The organism is Neobacillus niacini, from assembly GCF_000759675.1.
GTDB lineage: Bacteria > Bacillota > Bacilli > Bacillales > Cytobacillaceae > Neobacillus > Neobacillus niacini_A.
Map to the genome: position 1 here is coordinate 167,462 of NZ_BAWM01000016.1, position 20,029 is coordinate 187,490.

Consider the following 20,029-nt stretch of genomic DNA (forward strand, 5'->3'; position numbering starts at 1 on the left):
GCGCAGCTGCCAGATGAAATGGACACCGTTATTGAGCTTAAATTAATCGATTAATTGCTAATTCCCGTCAAGTATGGAGCAAGGATTTCGCTGGAGCCGAAAAAGGACATTTCGTCACTCGGATTGTGACTTGGGAAGGGAACTAAGAATTACTCCCATTGGCCTATATTATAGTAGAAACTAGGTAATTATCACTGAATGGTAATAAAAAACATACCGAAATAAAATATGACATATTAACAAACTGAAATATGGAAGGATCATTAGGAGGAGGATGAAATTGATGGGTAAATTAAAAATTGGTGTAATCGGGGCTGGCTCCATTTCCGATTTACACTTTCAGTCTTATGCTAACAATGACAAGGTTGACATCTATGCTGTTTGTGATCTTAATGAGCAGCGGGCAGGGGAAAAGAAGAATAAATATCATGCTGAAGTGATTTATACGAACTATGAAGACTTATTGAAGAACCCTCAAATTGATGCTGTGAGTATTTGTACATGGAATAATTCACATGCGGAAATTGCAATTGCTGCTTTGAATGCAGGCAAGCATGTTTTGGTTGAAAAACCATTATGTAAAACAGTCGAGGAAGCGTTAAGGGTAGAAGAAGCGGTAAAGAAGAGTGGAAAAGTCCTTCAGGTAGGTTTTGTGCGCCGATTCGGAACCAATACAAATGTTTTGAAATCGTTTATTGATTCTGGGGATCTTGGCGAAATTTATTATGCAAAAGCTTCGATTTTGCGCCGATTAGGAAACCCTGGAGGCTGGTTTGCTGACAAGGAAAGGTCGGGCGGTGGGCCTCTTATCGATATAGGTGTTCATATTATTGATTTATGCTGGTATCTGATGGGGAAACCAAAAGTGAAATCCATTAGTGGAAACACTTATTCGAAGCTTGGAAATCGATCTAATATTAAAAACCTATCTTTCTATCAAGCAGCGGATTATGATCCTAGCATTAATAAAGTAGAAGATCTCGCAAATGCCCTGATCCGCTTTGAAAATGGTGCTTCATTAATGATCGATGTCAGCTTTACCCTGCACCTTAAGAAAGATGAGACATCGATTAAGATCTTTGGCGATAAAGGCGGGGCAGAGATTGAACCTGAGCTCGTTATCGTAACAGAGAAAAATAATACGATTTTAAATGCCCAGCCGCAAATCGACTCGCTGTCCTTTGATTTTAATCAAGCTTTCCAAAATGAAATTAACCATTTCGTTACATGCTGCCAAGGTGAAGAACAAACCATCAGCCCAGTGGAAGACGGTGTGGAATTGATGAAAATATTATGCGGCATCTATGAATCTAGTGAAACAGGGAAGGAAATCTCCTTTGAACGTTCCAATGTGACCATTTAAACTAGAATAGGAATCATAGGCTGGTCTCATAGCGAAAACGATAAAATATCGTTAATTAAAAGAACCGCTTTTTTTAAGCGGTTCTTTTTAAAATTTGGCTTTGTTATAGTCGTAAATAACGAATTAATGTATATCGAATTCGTACTCCCAATCAGTTCCACACGGTAAACCTTTACCGTTAGCCTCCATGTCGACTGTCGACCCGTCAAATCGGTACAAAGGAGCATATCCTTTTCCGATCCGAGAGGTAGATTCGGCAACATAATGACAAATAAGGGCACGGCGAAAGCGGTCTTTTGTTTGATTCGGATAGGACCCGTGAATAACGCTTCCATTGAAGAAAAGAACGTCTCCTGCCTTCATGTTGCAAGGTGCAATGGACTTTCCTTCAGGAACATCAACCTCCAATGAAGTAAAAGACGCTTTAATATTTGCTTTATGAGGGCACAAAATATCTAAATCATTTGTTTTCGGAACGACAACAAGGCCGCCATTCTCCTCATCTGCGTCGTCAATCGCAACCCATGCAGCAATACAGGTTCCCGGCTCAACTTTTAAATAAAAGTTATCTTGATGAAGTGCCTGCCCCCTTGCTCCTGGAGGTTTAAAATAAAACATGCTTTGTGCTGCTATAGGCTCTTCTTCGAATAATTCCGCAAGTACTCCCTTGATATTCGGATGAAGCATATAGCTCTTTAGCGTATGATTCACTTTGTGAGGATGCATCATTCGAGGATAAAGCAGCAATGGGTCATTTCCCGCTTTTTCTTTTGGAGCCGGTTTGTAACATCCTTTTATGGGTCCTCCTGCATGCATATCCATCACCGTATTTTTTATATGATCGATTTCTTGTTCTGTGAGAAGTCCTCTAGCTATCATAAAACCTTCCTCATGAAACTGCTGAACAAGCTTCTTTTCGACAACACCGTTTTGTGAGTTTTTTACCATATTGGTTTCCTCCATTTATTTTATAAATTTTGATGAGTTCATTGTATAATGGAGGAAACTTGAAAGGAATACAGAAAATGGCTAATGATTTTAGTAATACTGCTAAATTCTCTTCTCCAGGTGTACTAGTTTCCGGTCATTATTACAAGTCATACGGTTATAAAACGATTCGAGCAGAAGGAACTTGTGACTGGCTTCTTACTTACACTCTTAAAGGGGAGGGATGTTTTGAAGCCGGGAATATTAACCTTTCATGTCATACAGGTGATATTGCTATATTAAAACCTGGGACACCCCATTATTATTTTACGTCTAAGGGAGAGATTTGGGATTTTATGTGGGTTCATTTTGTGCCGCGATTAGATTGGAACCCATGGTTGCAATTACCGGAAGTAATATCCGGGCTAATTTATATTCATTTGGACAATACCGGAGTAAAAAATAGGATTTCAAAAGCATTTCGAAGAGTAATTGAAGACAATCGTCAGTTTAATACAATTCATAGAGAACTGGCACTTAGTGCTCTTGAAGAAATCATTTTACTAATCTATCAAAAAAGCAATGAAACTAATAATCAAGTACGAGACCCGCGAATACAAGAAATAGTGGAATATTTGTACAATCACTATGATCGGCAGCATACCGTTAGCGACCTTGCTGAAAGAGTATGTCTGTCACCCTCACGTTTAGCTCATTTATTTAAGGAAGAAGTTGGACAGTCCATCATTGATATGCTTATCAAAATTAGGCTAAAGCATGCGGCACGTCTTCTGCAATTTACTTCTCATTCCGTTTCAGAAATTGCCGAAGAATGCGGATTTCAGTCAACCAGCTACTTTACTCAACAATTTTCCTCGGCTTATGGTATGAGTCCTTCTGTTTATCGTAGAAAAATCGCTAATATGGGAAGATGACTATACGTCACATTAAGAAAGACAAGTCAATTACTCTTTTTGAGGTGTTGCATATGGAAGATATTAAAATTAGCAGTGCCATTGTAAAACACGATGCTGGCTGGAGCATTGAACATCAGCACAGTTCTGTTGAGATTTCTACTGTATTGGAAGGAAAAGGGATTTTTTGTACGGGGAATCTATCGAAAGAAATACAAAAAGGCAGTGTAATTCTAATCGAAAACAATGTTGACCATTGTTATAAAGCCGCTACTTCTATTCGTTTTGGTGTTTTAATGGCAGATGGTTTGCCGGAAGAGACCCGGAAACTCTTCGAACAATTGATCACTACAAATCAATCAAAAATCATTTCACTCTCTTCTTATGAGCTCAATTGGTATATGTCGTTATTTAAAAACTGGTTAAGCACCATTTCCCTGCCTTTTTTGAAAGAAAAAAATCTTTTGATAAAAAATTGGATAGAAATTTTGCTATTAAGTCTACTACAGCACGCTCATGTTGGAGAAAAAGTAATCTCCGTTACTCAAGCAGCGGATGTTATACGTAACCACTTAGATCAAGAAATCATAATAAATCATCTTGCAGGACAGACAGGACTCTCTGAATCAACTTTTAGAAGGTACTTTAAAGAAGAATATGGGGTATCACCAAAACAATTTCAGCAGCAATACCGGATGGCTGAAGCGAAATGGCTGCTTCGTTCATCAGAAAAATCAATCCAAGAAATTGGAGAACATATTGGCTTTTCATCAGTACACCCTTTCTCTTCCTGGTTCAAAAAATGTGAAGGCATAAATCCTTCAGAATGGAGGAAATTGCAACAAACTGGTTTACTCGAATCTACTTGATCGTTTTGATTAAATTATTAACGGCTATTCATAAATACTCTCTCAATCTATCCTGTTAATATAAATACTGAAGATATTATAGGAAGGGTTGATAAGATGAAGGTTCAAATGGGAAAACATGAGTTAGAGATGAATAGCGACTACTTAACGGAATTGCGTAGTTCGAATGACATCCTTGATGATACCGAAGCTTTGAAAGAGCGATTAAAAGAAGATGGATACTTGCTTATTCGTAATTTTCATGATCGAAAAAAGGTTTTGAAAGCTCGATATGACATACTTGAAAAATTACAGCAAATGGGGAGACTGGATCCGCATGCTCCATTAGAGGAGGGCGTGATAGGTCCAGAAGAAAAAGGTGCAGCCTTCATGGGATTTGCAGAAAAATTAAAAAAGGAAATTCCGGATGTCGTTGAGTTAAGTGAAAGTGACAGAGTAATGAGATTCTTTGATCGGTTACTTGGCGGCGAGTGTCTTACTTATGATTTCAAATGGCCTCGTGCAGTAGCCAGAGGAGGAAATACCGGAGCTCATTACGACAACGTATATATGGGACGTGGTACGCGTAATTTATATACGGTTTGGACCCCATTAGGAGATGTACCTTTGGAGCTGGGCCCGCTTGTTGTTTGCTTAGGGTCTCAGCATTTTGAAGATGTAAAAAATACGTACGGGAAAATGGATGTGGACCGCGATAATGTTGAAGGCGGATGGTTAACGGATGATCCTTACGAGATCGTTGAAAAATTTGGAGGCAAATGGGCTACGACTTCTTTCAATGCAGGGGATGCCATTATATTTGGGATGTTTTTCTTACACGGCTCATTAAATAACATGACGAATCGTTATCGTTTAAGCATGGATACTCGTTATCAATTGAAAAGTGAACCTGTCGATGAAAGATGGTTTGGAAGTGGCGCTAAAGGGCATTATGCCTGGGGTAAAGGAAGAGTCAAAACGATTACAGAAGCAAGAAAAGAATGGGGAATTTAAATTTATAAAATCTTAATTAGTCCAAGAATAAATGTCCGACACACGTATTGGGTGTCGGACATTTAATGTTTTACTTAAAAACTAATTAAAATTGTTTTTATAAGTAAGGTGAGTTTTATTGGAATGATGAGTTTTTAGTTGATTATTTTGTTTGATTTTCGTATTATTAACTCATAAAATTAAAATCAATTTAAAAAGTGGTGAAAAATTAATGGACATATCAGCAAGTAATGCAGATCATATGAAGCAGCTTAACCGGTCTGTTGTTTTGAATGTAATTCGTAATTTTGGTCCTATTTCAAAAGTGGATCTAGCTGAAAGAACTAAACTAACTTTTGCCACCATTTCAAATATTATTAACGAACTCTATCATTCGAATCTAATTATAGAAGATGGATATGGTGAATCAAATGGGGGGAGGAAACCCGTCCTATATGGATTGAATCCCAATGCTTACTTTGTAATTGGCGTTGAATTAGGGGTTTCTCAAGTAAGCGCTATTATTACAAACTTAGAAGCAATTGTTGTTACAGAATATAGTCTAAATACACACTTCTCACGTAAAAGTGAGTTAGTCATCCAACAAATATTCGATGTGATAGATGAAGTAATTCGGATTTCAGGGATTGATTACGAAAAAATAGTAGGAATTGGTATTTCTTGTCCTGGGCCTCTAGATTTGGAAGCTGGAATCGTAATGAAACCGCCCAATTTAGTAGGTTGGGAGAATATCTATTTAAGAGATTTGGTGAGGGATAGGTATAATCTTCCAACTTTCTTGGAAAAGGACGCAAATGCAGCAGCACTAGGGGAGAAGTGGTTTGGTTCTGCAAAAGGGAAAGAAAATGTCATTTTTGTATTAGCTGACGAGGGAATTGGAGGAGGAGTGATCTACCAGAACAGAATTTACAGGGGATTCAACTATGGCGGTGGGGATATCGGCCATGGAACCATCGATATAGATGGTCCTTTATGTAATTGTGGGAACTATGGGTGCTTAGAAGCACTGGCGTCTGGACTTGCGATTGTTAGAAGGGTAAAAGAGGAAATTCGAAGAGGAGTAAAAAGTAAATTAGTTGATATCTATGAAAGCACTGAAGAAGACCTGACATTAGAAATCATTATTGAATCGGCTAATGGGGGAGATGTGCTAGCAAAGAATATTCTCGATGAAGCAGGACGGTATCTTGGAATCGGAACAGCTACATTAATTAACTTCTTTAATCCTGAAGTCATAATCATTGGAGGGTCTGTAGTCAATGACTATGATCCCATTTTAAAGACCATTGAGGAAATTTCCTGTAAGCGTGCTTTTCCATATTATACAAAGGGAATTAAGGTTGAAAAATCCATGCTTGGTAAGAGAGCTGGACTTATAGGAGCTGCCTCACTCGTTTTACAATCCTTTTTTGACCATCCCAATAAAATCATAGCAGAATGAGAAGCAATTAGATCATTGGTAAAGGAGTGAGGCTAGTGACAACTACAATTAAAAAAGTGCATGTCATTTTTAAAACCCATTTGGACATTGGATTTACCGATTTGGCAAAAAACGTAGTTGAACGTTATATGAAAGTTTTTATTCCACAGGCATTGGAGCTGTCCGAACAGTTGGCATGCGAGGAAGGCAATGCGAAATTCGTGTGGACGACCGGTTCTTGGTTGATCCATGAATATTTGCAGACGGCTTCGCCGGATATGCGAGTGCGCATGGAGGAAGCAATCAGTAAAGGGCGAATAGTTTGGCATGGTCTGCCGTTCACAACCCATACTGAAATTATGGATGCATCCTTGTTTGAATTCGGTCTTTCACTCTCAAAAAATTTAGATCGACAGTTTGGTAAAACAACGCTTGCTGCAAAAATGACCGATGTTCCGGGACATACGATTGCGATTGTGCCTATGATGGCAAAACACGGGATTCAATATTTGCATTTAGGTGTCAATATGGTTTCGAAAAATCCGAAGGTGCCGAAGGTCTTTGTATGGCGTGCAGCAGACGGGTCGGAAATTATCGTCAATTATGCAGATAGCTATGGCAAACCTTTTCAAATGGATGGACTTGAGGATGCTTTGTATTTTGCTCACACTGGAGACAATCATGGGCCTTCTACTTTGGAAGAAATCCGTGAACTGTTTGCCCAATTGCAGTGTGAGTATCCAGGGGCAGAGATTGCGGCTTCAACGCTTGATGCATTTGCCGAAAAGCTTATTGCAATCAAACATATGCTCCCTGTTGTACAAGAGGAAATCGGGGATTCGTGGATACATGGCATTGCTTCCGATCCATGGAAAGTGGCTCGCTACCGGGAATTGCTTCGGCTGAGGGACAAATGGAAGGCAGCTGGTCAATTGGACACCGAAGGCGAGCAGTACGCCCAATTTTGCAATCGGCTCATGCTTATACCTGAGCATACATGGGGATTAAATGCATCCGTATATCTCGTTGATTTTGCCAATTACTCCGCTTCCGATTTTGCGGCAGCAAGAGCACGCGATGTTGTGGACGATATGAAGCTAAGAAAATACGATTATCTTCGCCAGCTTGCAAATGAGAGCAGGTCATACAGCTATTACGAAAGCTCGTGGCAGGAACAACGGGACTATCTCGAGGAGGCGGTTCAGGCGTTGCCTGAAGAGCTGGCGGATGAGGCGAGTGAAACGCTGGAACGCATGAGCTCTCCGCTTTCCATTGAACATTCTGCCAATACAGAGCCTGTTGAAGACGTGATAGATATCGAGATGAATGAGTGCTACGAATTAGGGCAGTTTCAAGTAAGCTTTGCTGCCGACGGATCGATTATTAGTCTTGTTGACCAATCGGGCAAGGCATGGGCGGGTGACAATCAGCGACTTGGGATGTTCCAATATGAAACGTTCAGCAAAGAATGTTACGACAGGTTCTTCAAAGAATATATGAGCAATCTGGAAGTACATCACAGCTGGGCGGACAATGATTTCGGCAAACCGGGTATCGAGTATGTTAAGCCAAGACCGAAACATCAACGATATCCGGCGGTATTAAGATCGCTGCGTTTGAAGAGAAACGCGGATTGTGATGTCGTTCGTGCGGATCTGAAACTGCCAAAGGAGGTTGGCGAGCAATACGGCGCGCCTAGAAGACTAGCTGTGATCTATACGTTCCATTCACATGAGCCGATTGTAGACATTGACTTGATTTGGAACGATAAACAAGCGTGCCGCCTTCCTGAAGCAAGCTGGTTTTCTTTTACCCCGCTTGTCGACAACCCGAACGCCTGGTCCATGGATAAGCTGGGAGAACGGATTTCTCCGTTGTCCGTTGTAAAGGACGGCAACCGGAACATGCATGGCGTAAACTCTGGTCTTTACTATGAAGGTGCGGACGGAAGGGCCGTTATCGAAACGTTGGATGCGCCTCTCGTTTGTCCGGGTGAACCGCGTTTGCTGCATTTCGACAACACTTATGCTCCGTTAACCGACGGGTTTCATTTCAATTTGCACAACAACGTATGGGGGACGAATTTTATGATGTGGTTCGAGGATGATATGAAGTTTCGTTTCAGACTGAAGCTGTGGTCAAATCCAACATTAGAACAAAAGTAAGAAAGGAAGGAAAAGATATGTTTGAAAAAAGGCCACTAAATCCGACTCGTCAAGCCGTACTTGAAAATGGCATTGAAGAAGGATACGCTGCTCTCCTGCAAAGGGTGATTTCGCAGGCGAAAAGCAAAACCTGCAACATCTATACACTTGTTATAGACGGTACGCACGGTGCAGACTTTCAAGCTCTGCTGAAGCACTTGATCCCTTATGCCGCAGACCATGGATTTCGCTTTGCTGCAGTGGACACTTATAGCTATTTAAAATCCGGAACGGAGCTGCGGGATCAATTCCGTCAGAACATAACAGACAATCGCGCCTTCGGCTACGTAGCGGAGCAAAAGGTTGACGAGTATTTCCGAAGCGGGGCACAGCGCCGCTATGCTGAGTATGCAGCCAAGTTAAAGGAAGAAACAAGTGAACAGTCATTGTTGGTCATTTTTGGTCCGGGTGCGTTATGGCTTGCTGATGGATGTTGCGATGCTTCGCTGTTTCTTGACGTTTCACGGGAATACCAGGAAATTGCCTATAAAGGCAGCTTGCTAAACTTCGGGTTTAGTTGGAATATCGACGCTGTAGAAAAATACAAAATAGCTTATTTTGTTGAGTGGCCGCTGATGGAGGGATACCGCAAAGAGCGGATGGAATCATTTGATTGGTATGTCGACATGAACGATCCGAGCCATCCTGTTCTATTGACCGTTAGTGATCTACTGGCTGTTATCCGGGACATTGCCCGTTTTCCGCTGCGTGTTAAGCCGTTTCTGATGCCGGGCGTATGGGGCGGACAATATTTGAAAAAAATTACCGATTTGCCGGCTGACATGATCAATTGCGCCTGGAACTTCGAGCCAATCGCTCCAGAAAATTCGGTGCTTGTGTCCAACGGGGAGCAAGTTGTCGAAATTCCATTTTTACTCGTGATGGCATTTTCCCACTTAGATATGATCGGTGCGCGCAATGTCAAGTTGTTCGGGGATTATTTTCCTGTCCGTTTCGACTTTTTGGATACGATGGATGGCGATAACCTATCATGTCAGGTCCATCCGAAGCAGAGCTACATCCGCGAAAACTTTAATGAATTCATGGAGCAGCAGGAGTCTTATTACATAATGGAGAAACAAGGCGACGCCAAGGTATACCTCGGCTTGACGGAAACATGCACGGAGGAGTCTTTTCGAGAAGCGGTAGAACAATCTCAAGAGACGGGAGAACCGATTCGTTTTACGGAATACGTGCAGGAATGGACGAGTGAGAAGGGTGACTTGTATCTTATTCCGACAGGTACTGTCCACTGTTCAGGAAAGAACAATTTCGTGTTAGAAATATCTGCTACGACATGGTGGTTCACATTCAAAATATACGATTACGTACGCAAAGATTTAGATGGAAAATTACGCCCGATCAATATCGATTTCGCATTTGACAATATCGATTTCTCACGTAAAACCGGTTGGGTGCAGGAAAACTTGATTCCGCACCCGAAGCTCCTTAAGCAACAAGGAAGAAATGAGGAGTACATGCTTGGAGAACGTGACGATCTGCTCTTCTATGTAAACCGCATCCATCTGACTGACCGATGGGAGGATGAAACCGATGACGAGTTCGTTCTGCTTAATTTAGTAGAAGGCGAGCGCGTTCGTATTATTTCATTGGATGACGAAGATGTTTACGTCGAATTTGGCTATGCGGAGTCTTACATCATACCAGCCTCTTTTGGTGCTTTTGCCATTGTGAATTTGAGAAGCAAGCCGTGTAAACTGATCAAATCCGGCGTATCGAAGAAATGGAACGTTAGTTTGGTTGATGCAGATGCATGATTCCGTATTGGCCTTTGATGTAGGCGGCACGTACGTGAAAGCCGGCATCATCCGCAGCGACGGTACCATAGCGGAACCCGTTGCGGTTTATCCCGCCCGGTCGGGGGAGACAAAGGAGGAGTTGCTGCAGCATTTTGCTACGCTTGTTGAGGCTCAAGCGAAGCGGGTTCGGTCCGGGCATGCGATCCGGGGTGTAGGATTGGCGTTCCCTGGTCCATTCGACTACGAATGCGGTATATGCCGAATACAGGGCTTAAATAAGTTTGAAGCGTTGTACGGTGTTAATCTCAAAGAAGAATTGACGGCCAGGATCGCCATATTACCGGAGCTGCAAGGAAGATGGAGTGATTCTCCGGTTATCGCCATTGAAAATGACGCAGCCTTGTTCGCGTTAGGAGAGTGCGCCTTCGGTGAGGGACGGTCTTATCAGCGAACTATTTGTTTGACGATTGGCACAGGATTCGGCTCTGCCTTTGTGAGCAGCAGACGGTTAGTTAAAGGAGGCGAAGGGGTTCCCTCTGATGGCTGGTTATACCGATTGCCCTACCGGGATGGAATTATTGATGATTACATCTCACGAAGGGGAATCGTCCGGCTTGCTGAGGAGATGGGAATCAAGAACGTATCAGTTGAAGAAGACGATGTGAAACGATTGGCGGAACGGGCCAGCTCAGGCGAAGTGCTGCCTGTACAATTGTTCCAAGAGTTCGGTAAAAGGCTAAGGGAGGTTCTGATGCCTTTTATCCAATCGTTTCAACCTGATGCCATCCTCATCGGCGGGCAAATTGCCAAAAGTGCGGACCTGTTCGTTTCAGAGAGGATAGGCAGCGTTCCAGTCCGTATCACAACCGATATGTCGGTTAGTGTATTAAAAGGGGCTTATCAGCTTTTTCAAAAAAATGAGAACTAAAGGGAGTGTGGCACATGAATAAACTTAGCCGAAAATGGCGCATTTTTGCTATTCACCATTCACATACAGATATTGGTTACACGGAAAGGCAAGAGAGAATTGAGCAATACCATGTCGATTTTATCCGCCAGGCACTGAATATTTCCAAAGAGCTACGATCTGGAAAACGCGATGAGTGGAAAGGATTTAAATGGACTTGTGAGACATTTTGGGCAGTCGAGCAATTTCTTAAAGAAGCGACCGAAGAAGAAAAGAACGATTTTGCCGAAGCGGTCCGCCATGGAGATATTGAACTATCGGGCACGTATCTCAACATGACTGAGCTAGCTGATGAAGACCTGCTCAGTTCGATTCATTCCAAAGCAGCCGAATATGGTAAGTCCATCGGTTCACCGGTTGAATCTGCTATGACAGCAGACATTAACGGCTACAGCTGGGGTTATGCGAAAAGCTTGCTCGATGCGGGGATCCAGCATTTGTTTTCGTGTATTCACACGCACCACGGCATGTTTGCGCTGGGACGCAAGCAGATTCCGTTCTGGTGGGAGACGAAGGATGGTGACAGACTTCTCGTATGGAACGGGGAGCATTATATGTTCGGTAACGAGCTGGGCCTTTGTCCGGACGCTGTCGGCAGCTACATGATCCGGGACGAATTCCATACGCCGGCAATCGTAGACAATCATTCTGAAATAATGTTGACTAGAATCGAACGTTATTTGAGCAAGTTGGAAGAAGAGCGATATCCGTACGATTTTGTTCCGGTCATGGTGTCAGGACTGGCTACTGATAACGGTTCTCCGAATGGGGATATTATGAAAGTGCTCCATTCATGGAATGAGGAACATGGGGATAAGGTACAAATCGAGATGTCGACGTTAAGTGAATTTTTCCAGCATCTGAAAACGCAAGGCGCCGAAATCCCGGTATATCGTGGCGATTGGCCGGACTGGTGGTCGGACGGAGTAAACTCTACGCCAATGCAAACACAAATTTTCAAGGATGCTCGGCGCACCTTACGTAAAATCAAACGGTTGGATCCGCAGCAGCAGATTGTCGGTCCGTCTGAGCTGTCAGATATCGAGCACCAGCTTGTTATGTACGCAGAACATACGTGGGGATATCATGCTTCGATTCATTCTCCATGGGATTGGAACGTACAGATGTTGGAAGTGCGTAAGCTGGCCTATGCTGCTAACGCCAGCAGATTGGCACATGCCGCTTTGGATAAATTGAGCAACTTTATGGGCGGATCGCTGTTGCATCCAGGACGTGCTTTCCGCTATCAGGTTATCAATACAGAACCGCATGTTTCTAAACAATTAGTCGAATTTAAATGGGACGGCTTTGAGAACGAGCGATTTAAGGACGGTTTGGAAGTCGTAGAGGAAAAAAGCGGTCAGGTTGTTCCGTTTCAAGTTGGTAACCAAAGTGTTACTGTCGAGGCGGAGTTACAGCCGGGGGAGCTGAAGAAATATATCATCCGACCGGTGATAACATCGAAGGCCAGAACAACAAGCAATATTAAGCTGGTCGGGGCAGACACAATTTATGATATTGAGGATATAAACCTTTCTGGCGAGACTAAGGATTTATTTATTATTTCACAGCATGATGTTGAATCTCCTTTCGTGAAAATACGCTGGAACGAAGAAGGAATAGTCTCTTGGGTGAACAAGGAAACGGGAGAGGAATTGATCCGTAAGGACCGGAAGCACGGGGCGTTCACACCTGTATATGAATTGACGCCTGCGGTTGATCCGAAGAATCCTAGCAGTATCTTCTCTGCTCGGAGCACAATGGGCCGGAACAGGAAAGGGCTGAACGTGCAGCGTTCCGTCGGACGGTTGGTTAAGGTGAAGGCGCTTTCTAGCGGACCGTTATATGGGGTAGTTGAACTTCAGTTCGAAATAAATGGAATGAGCTATTATTCTCTGCTATTAAAACTTTATGCAACTAGCAGCAGGGTTGACGTAGCTGTCCGTTTTCATAAAGATAGCGTCTGGGAACCAGAAAATGTATATATTTCACTGCCGTTTACTTCAGGAGCGAAGAATGTCGATACGTTGTGGCTTGATAAGGCAGGAGCTCCTGTACGCCCTTGGGTTGATCAACTACCGGGGACACTGCTTGACTATTATTGCGTTCAAGAAGGTTTAGCTTTTGTAGGAGAAAACTGTTCCCTCATGATCGCTACACCGGATACGCCTCTCATACAATTAGGCTCTCTCGAATATGGAAAACGAGTGCTCCATACTCAGCAAGGCGAAGAGACAGAACGCCAAATGTATTCCTGGGCAATGAGCAACTACTGGGAGACGAATTTCAAAGCTACATTGGGCGGGTTTTACGAATTCCGCTATTTAGTCGAGTGGAGCAAGGATTTTACTACGGTGGAACAAGCGATTGGACAGTGCCAAGCAATGAGCACTGGATTTACTGTTTGGCGTAGTAAAGCTGATGCATAATTGCATTATCTAGTTAATAAACTGATAATTACTAGCTCAATTATAGACGTTGCAGAAGGATGAAAATATTATTATACGGCATCTATGATTCAAGTGAAACAGGTAAGGAAATCTCCTTAGTTTGATCAAATATGACCATTTTAATATAAAAATGAATCTTTTATTTTAAAAAGAAATAGACTGTTCTAATGGTAAAAAACCATGAACAGTCTATTTTTCTTTATTTCTATTGTTCCAAGGATTTGACATTATTTTAATATTTTCATATTGTACGTTCCAGCATTACGCCATAAAATTGAAGGCTTTCCTGAAACAGAATTTACGAAGTTCACTAATTCTGAAACAGATGTAAAAATTAAGCCATATGCAAAGGTTCCATATCCACTCGTTTATTTAACACCTGAAGAACAAGAGGAATTAGGGCATATCCGCGCTGATTTGGATACTTACATTGAGCAAATGGAAGCGAGATTTATCACAGGTGCCGAGCCGATGTCCAATTGGGATAAATATTTAAAAACTATGAATGATATGGGTGTTGATAAATTGGTTAAAATTTGTCAAGATGCCTATGACCGTTGGAATAAATAATTGAAAAAAGAAGGAAAAAGACGAAGATGATGTCTTTTTCCTTCTTTTTTGTCCGAAACAACATAGGATGCAAAATTTACATATCATTGTCCCCGAGCCCCAGATTTAGTCGAATTTATGTAAAAACGCTGAAACCCTTGAAAAACGCGTAAAAAAAGAACCCCAATTGAATTCCGTCGGTAATGATTGATTTTATTTATAATTTTTTTAATAATTAAAATTGTAATAGCATTATATGTCGAAGAAGGTGGAATTGAAAAAGAAACACCAGAAAAAATGAGTAAAAAACAGCAAGCCTTGCTGTATGGGTTTAGAGAAATCAAGGATGTGAGAATCTTAGAAGATAGTAAAAGAAATTATCTTAACGAATAAAATTAATGCGCTTTTTTGTTACTTATAACACAATTATAACACTTTCCGTTGGTGCGGATGCGTTCATTACGCAGCTTCCAAATGGGTATCAAACCGAAGTGGAAAAGCGTGGAAATGTTTTGTCTGTAGGGCAACGCCAACTGCTTTCTTTCGAAAGGGCGCTCCTCGCTGATCCAAAAATTCTTATTCTTGATGAGGCTACGGCAAGTATTGATACGGAGACTGAAGTTAAGATTCAGCGGGCATTAAAAACATTATTAAAAGGAAGAACGGCCATTATGATTGCCCACAGGCTCTCAACGATTCGAGAGGCAGATAAGATTATTGTTATGGATCATGGTACTATCCTTGAGCAAGGAAACCACGAGATGTTAATGGGCAAACATGGAGTTTATTACGAATTGGTAAAAGCTCAATACAAAATGCTTGGTGTTGGTTGATTATTTCAAAGAGGAATACGATGAAAAAGGCTGAAAAAATGTATATAAAAATTCTATCAGCCTTTTTTTAATCATCAAATTCGGATAATTCAATAATATCAAAAAATTGTTGACGATTTCATTTTCTGGATGTTACAATTGAATTACCGGTAACATTAATTTACAAGGTTAATAAAAGATAATTTAAAAATGAAAGGCATCATTGCGGTTGTTAAAACGGTTGATACTTGTCCATATACTAGTTTAATCGTTGTTCGGGTTAAAAAACTAAAATGCAGATTAAATTTTTGGGGGTGAATGCCATTGAATGGCTTAGGGAAGGTTTTGTATAAAGTGGGCGATTTGCTTGCGAAAGCTATGTATGTCCATTTTTTGTGGGTCGTATTTACCCTTGCTGGTTTAGTAATATTCGGTGTGATGCCAGCAACAGCATCCGTGTTTTCAGTTATTCGAAAATGGCTTATGAAGGAGAATGATGTCCCGATTTTTCGTACATTTGTAGACTCCTATAAGTCATATTTTATAGAAACAAATCTATTAGGTCTCTTTTATTTCTTAATAGGTCTATTTCTATATTTCGACCTTCGTATATTAAATACCGAATTACATATGAATATTATTCGTATCTTAGTATTGATCGCAGGTTTTCTCTACATACTTATGGGGCTATTTTTACTTCCTGTTTATGTTCATTTCAACCTATCGAAACTAAACTATATTAAACAAAGCTTTTTAATCGTTTTCGCCCGCCCTCTTGAAACGTTTTTAATGTTGGTAAGTTTAGTAGTTTCATATTATCTTTTCCTCTATCTCCCGGTCGTGTTTATCTTTGCCGGTACAACCATTGTTTCTTTTCCATTGATGTGGATTGGAATGCGGTCGTTTAATAAAATTCAAATAAAACAAACAGCATACTTAACACCCAGTACTAACATGAAAAAAATAGTTGGATTTAAAATTTAATTGAGTATTTGCATTTATGTTTGTTATCGGTAACAAAATATATAAATAGATAATATGAAAAAGGAGTGTTAGTCATTGAATGTTACTGGGGTAGTTGAGAATAAATCAACCATTTCTGAAGTAAAGCATAAAACTAAGAAAAAGCTTTTGACAAAAATTAAAAAAAGCTGGCAACTATATGTCCTTTTTATCCTGCCACTGATGTATATCTTAGTTTTCCATTACTACCCTATGTATGGCGCTTCGATCGCGTTTAAAAACTTTGACCCTGTATTAGGGATTGGAGGAAGTCCTTGGGTAGGATTTGAACATTTTAAAAAGTTCTTTGAATCATACGACTTTGTAAGGGTATTAAAAAATACGCTAGGCCTAAGTCTTTATAGTTTAATAGCAGGTTTTCCTCTTCCTATTTTATTAGCTTTAAGTCTTAACTATGTATACTCAAAAAGATTTAAGAAGGCTGCACAGTTAATCACATATGCTCCTCACTTTATATCGGTTGTTGTTATGGTTGGAATTATTTTTATGATTTTAGACCCCCGCGGTCCAATAAATAATCTTCTTTCCCTCTTCGGGGTTAAAGAGGGAATTAACTTTATGGGTGAGGCGGATTATTTTAAATCGATTTTTGTTTTCAGTGGCATCTGGCAGAATGTTGGTTTCGGCTGCATTATTTATTTGGCCGCATTGACAAGCGTCAGCCCTGAACTTCATGAAGCTGCAATAGTAGACGGTGCTTCGAAGATCCGCAGAATCTGGCATGTCGATATTCCGGGTATTATGCAGACAGCTGTATTGGTCCTCATTCTTAATATGGGAAGCTTCCTGGATACCGGGTTTGAAAAAGTTTTATTAATGCAAAACCCATTAAATCTTTCATCATCTCAAGTAATTGACACCTATGTGTATAATGTCGGTCTTGTCTCTGCACTTCCGCAGTATTCGTATGCAGCTGCTATAGGAATTTTTAAATCACTAGTAGCATTCATTCTTATTATTGGGTCCAACAAGTTGGCGAAGAAGGTTGGACAGGATGGGCTATGGTAAACCAATTAAAAGAGGGGGATTCTTATGAACACAAAGATAGGCGAGTCAAGGGGTGACCGCATTTTCACTATTTGCAACTACATTTTCCTATCACTCCTCGTCCTTTCAGTCTTGTATCCGCTTATTTATGTACTTAGTGCATCCTTAAGTTCGACAAAAGCTGTAGCAAGCGGGCGGGTCTGGTTATTTCCGGTAGAGTTCAGTTTGTTAGGATATAAGACAATCTTTGAATATAGCAAAATTTGGGTCGGATATGGAAATTCAATGTTTTATATGATTGTTGGAACAACCGTGAATGTTATTTTAACCATTTTAGCTGCATATCCGCTTTCACGGAAGGACTTTTATGGGCGCGGAATCTTCATGTTCCTGTTTGTGTTCACCATGATGTTTAATGGCGGATTGATTCCAAACTATCTTCTAGTACAAGATTTGGGTTTATTAAATTCCCGCTGGGCTCTTATTATTCCAAATGCTTTATCGGTGTTTAATGTCATTATTACGATGAGTTTCTTTAAATCAACCATTCCAAATGAATTGCTCGAATCGGCTCAACTTGATGGGTGCAATGATTTTAAATTTCTATTTAAAATTGTGTTACCGCTTTCAGCGCCTATCATTGCGGTTATTTCTCTCTTTTATGCCGTTGGGCATTGGAATTCTTATTTCGGTGCATTAATTTATTTGCGCGATGCAAGTTTATTCCCGCTGCAGCTCATCTTAAGGGACATTCTTGTTCAAAACAGTGTAGACCCTTCGATGATGGGTGATGCAACTCAATTGGCAAATAAAATTGGGCTTCAACAGCTGCTAAAATATTCACTTATTGTTGTCTCTTCCCTTCCGGTATTAATTGCCTATCCTTTTGTCCAAAGATTCTTTGTAAAGGGTGTTATGATTGGATCTTTAAAAGGATAACCAGGCAAGTAATCTTTTTCATTTCCACTGGGAGGGAGTGATAGCACTTATTGATCCTATAAATTTCTTGGTTTAACCGTATTGAATCAAATTGTTTAAAAAAACTATTATGTTTTTTCAATGAAACTTTATTAAGGGGATGAAACCATGAAAAGAAAGTTGAATATGCTTCTATCTTTAGTAATAGCAATGTTACTGCTATTGGTTGGCTGTTCTGATAATGCCTCCACAACCCAAAAGAAAGACAAAGAATACAAAGATATTGTCACAGAAGCAGGAACATTTCCAATCGTAAAGAAAAAAGAGACCATATCTGTCCTGACCCATTCGAACTCTGAAGTAAAGGATTTTGCAACCAATGAGTTTACTAAGTGGTACGAAGAGAAAACCGGAGTACATATAAAGTGGGAGGTTCTTCCAGAGGAGGGTGCTGCGGAAAAGTTAAATCTTATGCTGGCTAGCGGTGAATATCCAGATGTCATTATGGATATGAGTCTTACACCAGCGCAATTACGCGTGTATGGGGAAAAAGGTATCTTTCTTAGGTTAAATGATTTAATTGACAAGTATGGTGTTCAAACGAAGAAAATGTTTCAAGAAATGCCTTTAGTAGAAGATGCAGTAAAAACCCCGGATGGCGATATTTTTGCCCTGCCGCAGGTAAATGAATGTTTTCACTGTACGACTTCTCAAAAAATGTGGATTTATAAACCATGGTTGGACAAGCTTGGCCTTGATGTACCAACTACCACAGAAGAATTTTACAATGTAATGATGGCATTCAAAACACAGGATCCAAATGGCAATGGAAAGGCCGATGAGCTCCCGCTTTCAGGCATGAAGAATTATTGGCATGAAGAGATTGCCGGATTTCTTATGAACCCTTTTAGCTATAGTGATAAACATATTGAAGATGGAAAATTTGTTGTACCATGGGATAAGCCTGAATGGAGAGAAGGCTTAAAATATTTAAATAAGATGTACAATGACGGTTTAATTTATTCTGGCTCATTTACACAAGACCCTGAACAATTTAAAAAACTGGGTGAAAACCCTGACATCCCAATTTTAGGTGCTGCAGCATCATCGGTTCCTTCATTTTTTACAGATGTATCAGAAAAGGGACGAGCTAAGGATTATGTTGCAGTTCCTCCTTTAAAAGGCCCAAATGGTCAACCAATAACGCTTTACGAACCATCTCCGGTTACCCGTCCGGCTGAGTTTATCATTACGAATAAAGCAAAACATCCTGATGTTGCTTTTAGATGGGCAGAGGCAATGTATGATCAAGAAGTCACGATCAATTCCGTTTTTGGAATGGGTCAGTTCCTTGATGCGAAAGAGGGTGAACTTGGTTTGGATGGAAAACCAGCCGTATGGACATTAGAGGAGCAGGATCCAAACAATGTTAATAAGAATATAGGTTGGAACCAAACAGGTCCATCTCTAAGAACGAACGCATTCCGTGCTGGTCAAGCAGTACCTCCGGGGGATCAGGAACAGCTTTTATGGAAGGCAACAGAACAACATGTACCATACATCTCAAAGACAATCCAGCCTGTTCCGAGATTATTCTTTAGTGAGGAAGACTCAAACAAATTAGCTACTCTTGAAGAATCGATCAAGAACTACGTAGATGAAATGACAGCTGCGTTTATTACCGGAAAAACAAAACTTGATGATAAGTCTTGGAAAGAGTATATCAAGAATTTAGAGAATGCCGGTCTTAAAGATTACAATCAAGTCTATCAAAAAGCTTACGATGAAAAATACAAAAAATAATTTACTAGTTTAATTGCTCTGTACGAAAAGGGGAAGAGATGTTCTTCTCTTTTTCGTTTACCATTCTAAG

The 20,029-nt window shown here is 40.6% G+C and carries 15 protein-coding genes and 1 pseudogene; 15 read left to right on the top strand and 1 reads right to left on the bottom strand.

The features are described from left to right. Positions 1–283: 283 nt before the first annotated feature. On the top strand, positions 284–1,363 hold the full coding sequence (locus TR08_RS07615) for a Gfo/Idh/MocA family protein (protein ID WP_045517089.1): 1,080 nt from the start codon (positions 284–286) through the stop codon (positions 1,361–1,363). A 123-nt stretch (positions 1,364–1,486) separates the two neighbouring features. On the opposite strand, the gene TR08_RS07620 is transcribed toward TR08_RS07615, so the two are convergent. Beyond that, the gene (locus TR08_RS07620; RefSeq protein WP_045517090.1) at positions 1,487–2,311 is read right to left on the bottom strand and encodes a phytanoyl-CoA dioxygenase family protein; all 825 of its coding nucleotides are present in this window, start codon (positions 2,309–2,311) and stop codon (positions 1,487–1,489) included. Between the two features lie 59 nt (positions 2,312–2,370). Here TR08_RS07620 and TR08_RS07625 point away from each other — a divergent pair, with 59 nt between their 5' ends. The 14 genes and pseudogenes from TR08_RS07625 (at position 2,371) to TR08_RS07695 (ending at position 19,959) form a co-directional block, all read left to right on the top strand. Beyond that, the gene (locus tag TR08_RS07625; protein WP_052427378.1) at positions 2,371–3,225 is read left to right on the top strand and encodes a helix-turn-helix domain-containing protein; all 855 of its coding nucleotides are present in this window, start codon (positions 2,371–2,373) and stop codon (positions 3,223–3,225) included. 53 nt (positions 3,226–3,278) lie between these two features. Beyond that, a complete protein-coding gene (locus tag TR08_RS07630; RefSeq protein ID WP_052427379.1) occupies positions 3,279–4,073 on the top strand; it encodes a helix-turn-helix domain-containing protein in 795 nt (264 codons plus the stop codon). Positions 4,074–4,169: 96 nt separating this feature from the next. Further along, positions 4,170–5,066, top strand: a complete 897-nt coding sequence (locus tag TR08_RS07635; protein WP_045517091.1) for a phytanoyl-CoA dioxygenase family protein — start codon at positions 4,170–4,172, stop codon at positions 5,064–5,066. A gap of 211 nt (positions 5,067–5,277) precedes the next feature. Continuing rightward, positions 5,278–6,507 (top strand): ROK family transcriptional regulator, encoded by a 1,230-nt coding sequence (locus TR08_RS07640; RefSeq protein WP_045517093.1) that lies wholly within the window; start codon positions 5,278–5,280, stop codon positions 6,505–6,507. A gap of 35 nt (positions 6,508–6,542) precedes the next feature. Further along, complete coding sequence (locus TR08_RS07645) at positions 6,543–8,651, top strand: DUF5054 domain-containing protein (RefSeq protein WP_045517096.1); 2,109 nt, start codon at positions 6,543–6,545, stop codon at positions 8,649–8,651. A 17-nt stretch (positions 8,652–8,668) separates the two neighbouring features. Beyond that, entirely contained in the window at positions 8,669–10,468 is a 1,800-nt protein-coding gene (locus TR08_RS07650) for a class I mannose-6-phosphate isomerase (protein ID WP_045517098.1), read from the top strand. Continuing rightward, positions 10,461–11,378 (top strand): ROK family protein, encoded by a 918-nt coding sequence (locus tag TR08_RS07655; protein WP_052427380.1) that lies wholly within the window; start codon positions 10,461–10,463, stop codon positions 11,376–11,378. The genes TR08_RS07650 and TR08_RS07655 overlap by 8 nt, the downstream gene beginning before the upstream one ends. A gap of 14 nt (positions 11,379–11,392) precedes the next feature. After that, a complete protein-coding gene (locus tag TR08_RS07660; RefSeq protein ID WP_045517100.1) occupies positions 11,393–13,846 on the top strand; it encodes a glycoside hydrolase in 2,454 nt (817 codons plus the stop codon). Between the two features lie 267 nt (positions 13,847–14,113). Then, positions 14,114–14,437 (top strand): hypothetical protein, encoded by a 324-nt coding sequence (locus TR08_RS07665; RefSeq protein ID WP_045517101.1) that lies wholly within the window; start codon positions 14,114–14,116, stop codon positions 14,435–14,437. A gap of 416 nt (positions 14,438–14,853) precedes the next feature. Continuing rightward, a pseudogene (locus tag TR08_RS07675) lies at positions 14,854–15,249 on the top strand (ATP-binding cassette domain-containing protein); the annotation flags it as partial. A 303-nt stretch (positions 15,250–15,552) separates the two neighbouring features. Beyond that, entirely contained in the window at positions 15,553–16,212 is a 660-nt protein-coding gene (locus TR08_RS07680; protein WP_193747699.1) for a YesL family protein, read from the top strand. 75 nt (positions 16,213–16,287) lie between these two features. Beyond that, positions 16,288–17,259 carry an ABC transporter permease gene (locus TR08_RS07685; protein ID WP_238579102.1) on the top strand — a complete coding sequence of 324 codons (972 nt, stop codon included), beginning with the start codon at positions 16,288–16,290 and terminating at the stop codon, positions 17,257–17,259. A 24-nt stretch (positions 17,260–17,283) separates the two neighbouring features. Beyond that, a complete protein-coding gene (locus TR08_RS07690) occupies positions 17,284–18,177 on the top strand; it encodes a carbohydrate ABC transporter permease (RefSeq protein WP_045517106.1) in 894 nt (297 codons plus the stop codon). A gap of 147 nt (positions 18,178–18,324) precedes the next feature. Continuing rightward, positions 18,325–19,959 carry an extracellular solute-binding protein gene (locus TR08_RS07695; protein ID WP_045517108.1) on the top strand — a complete coding sequence of 545 codons (1,635 nt, stop codon included), beginning with the start codon at positions 18,325–18,327 and terminating at the stop codon, positions 19,957–19,959. The last annotated feature ends 70 nt before the right edge of the window (positions 19,960–20,029 follow it).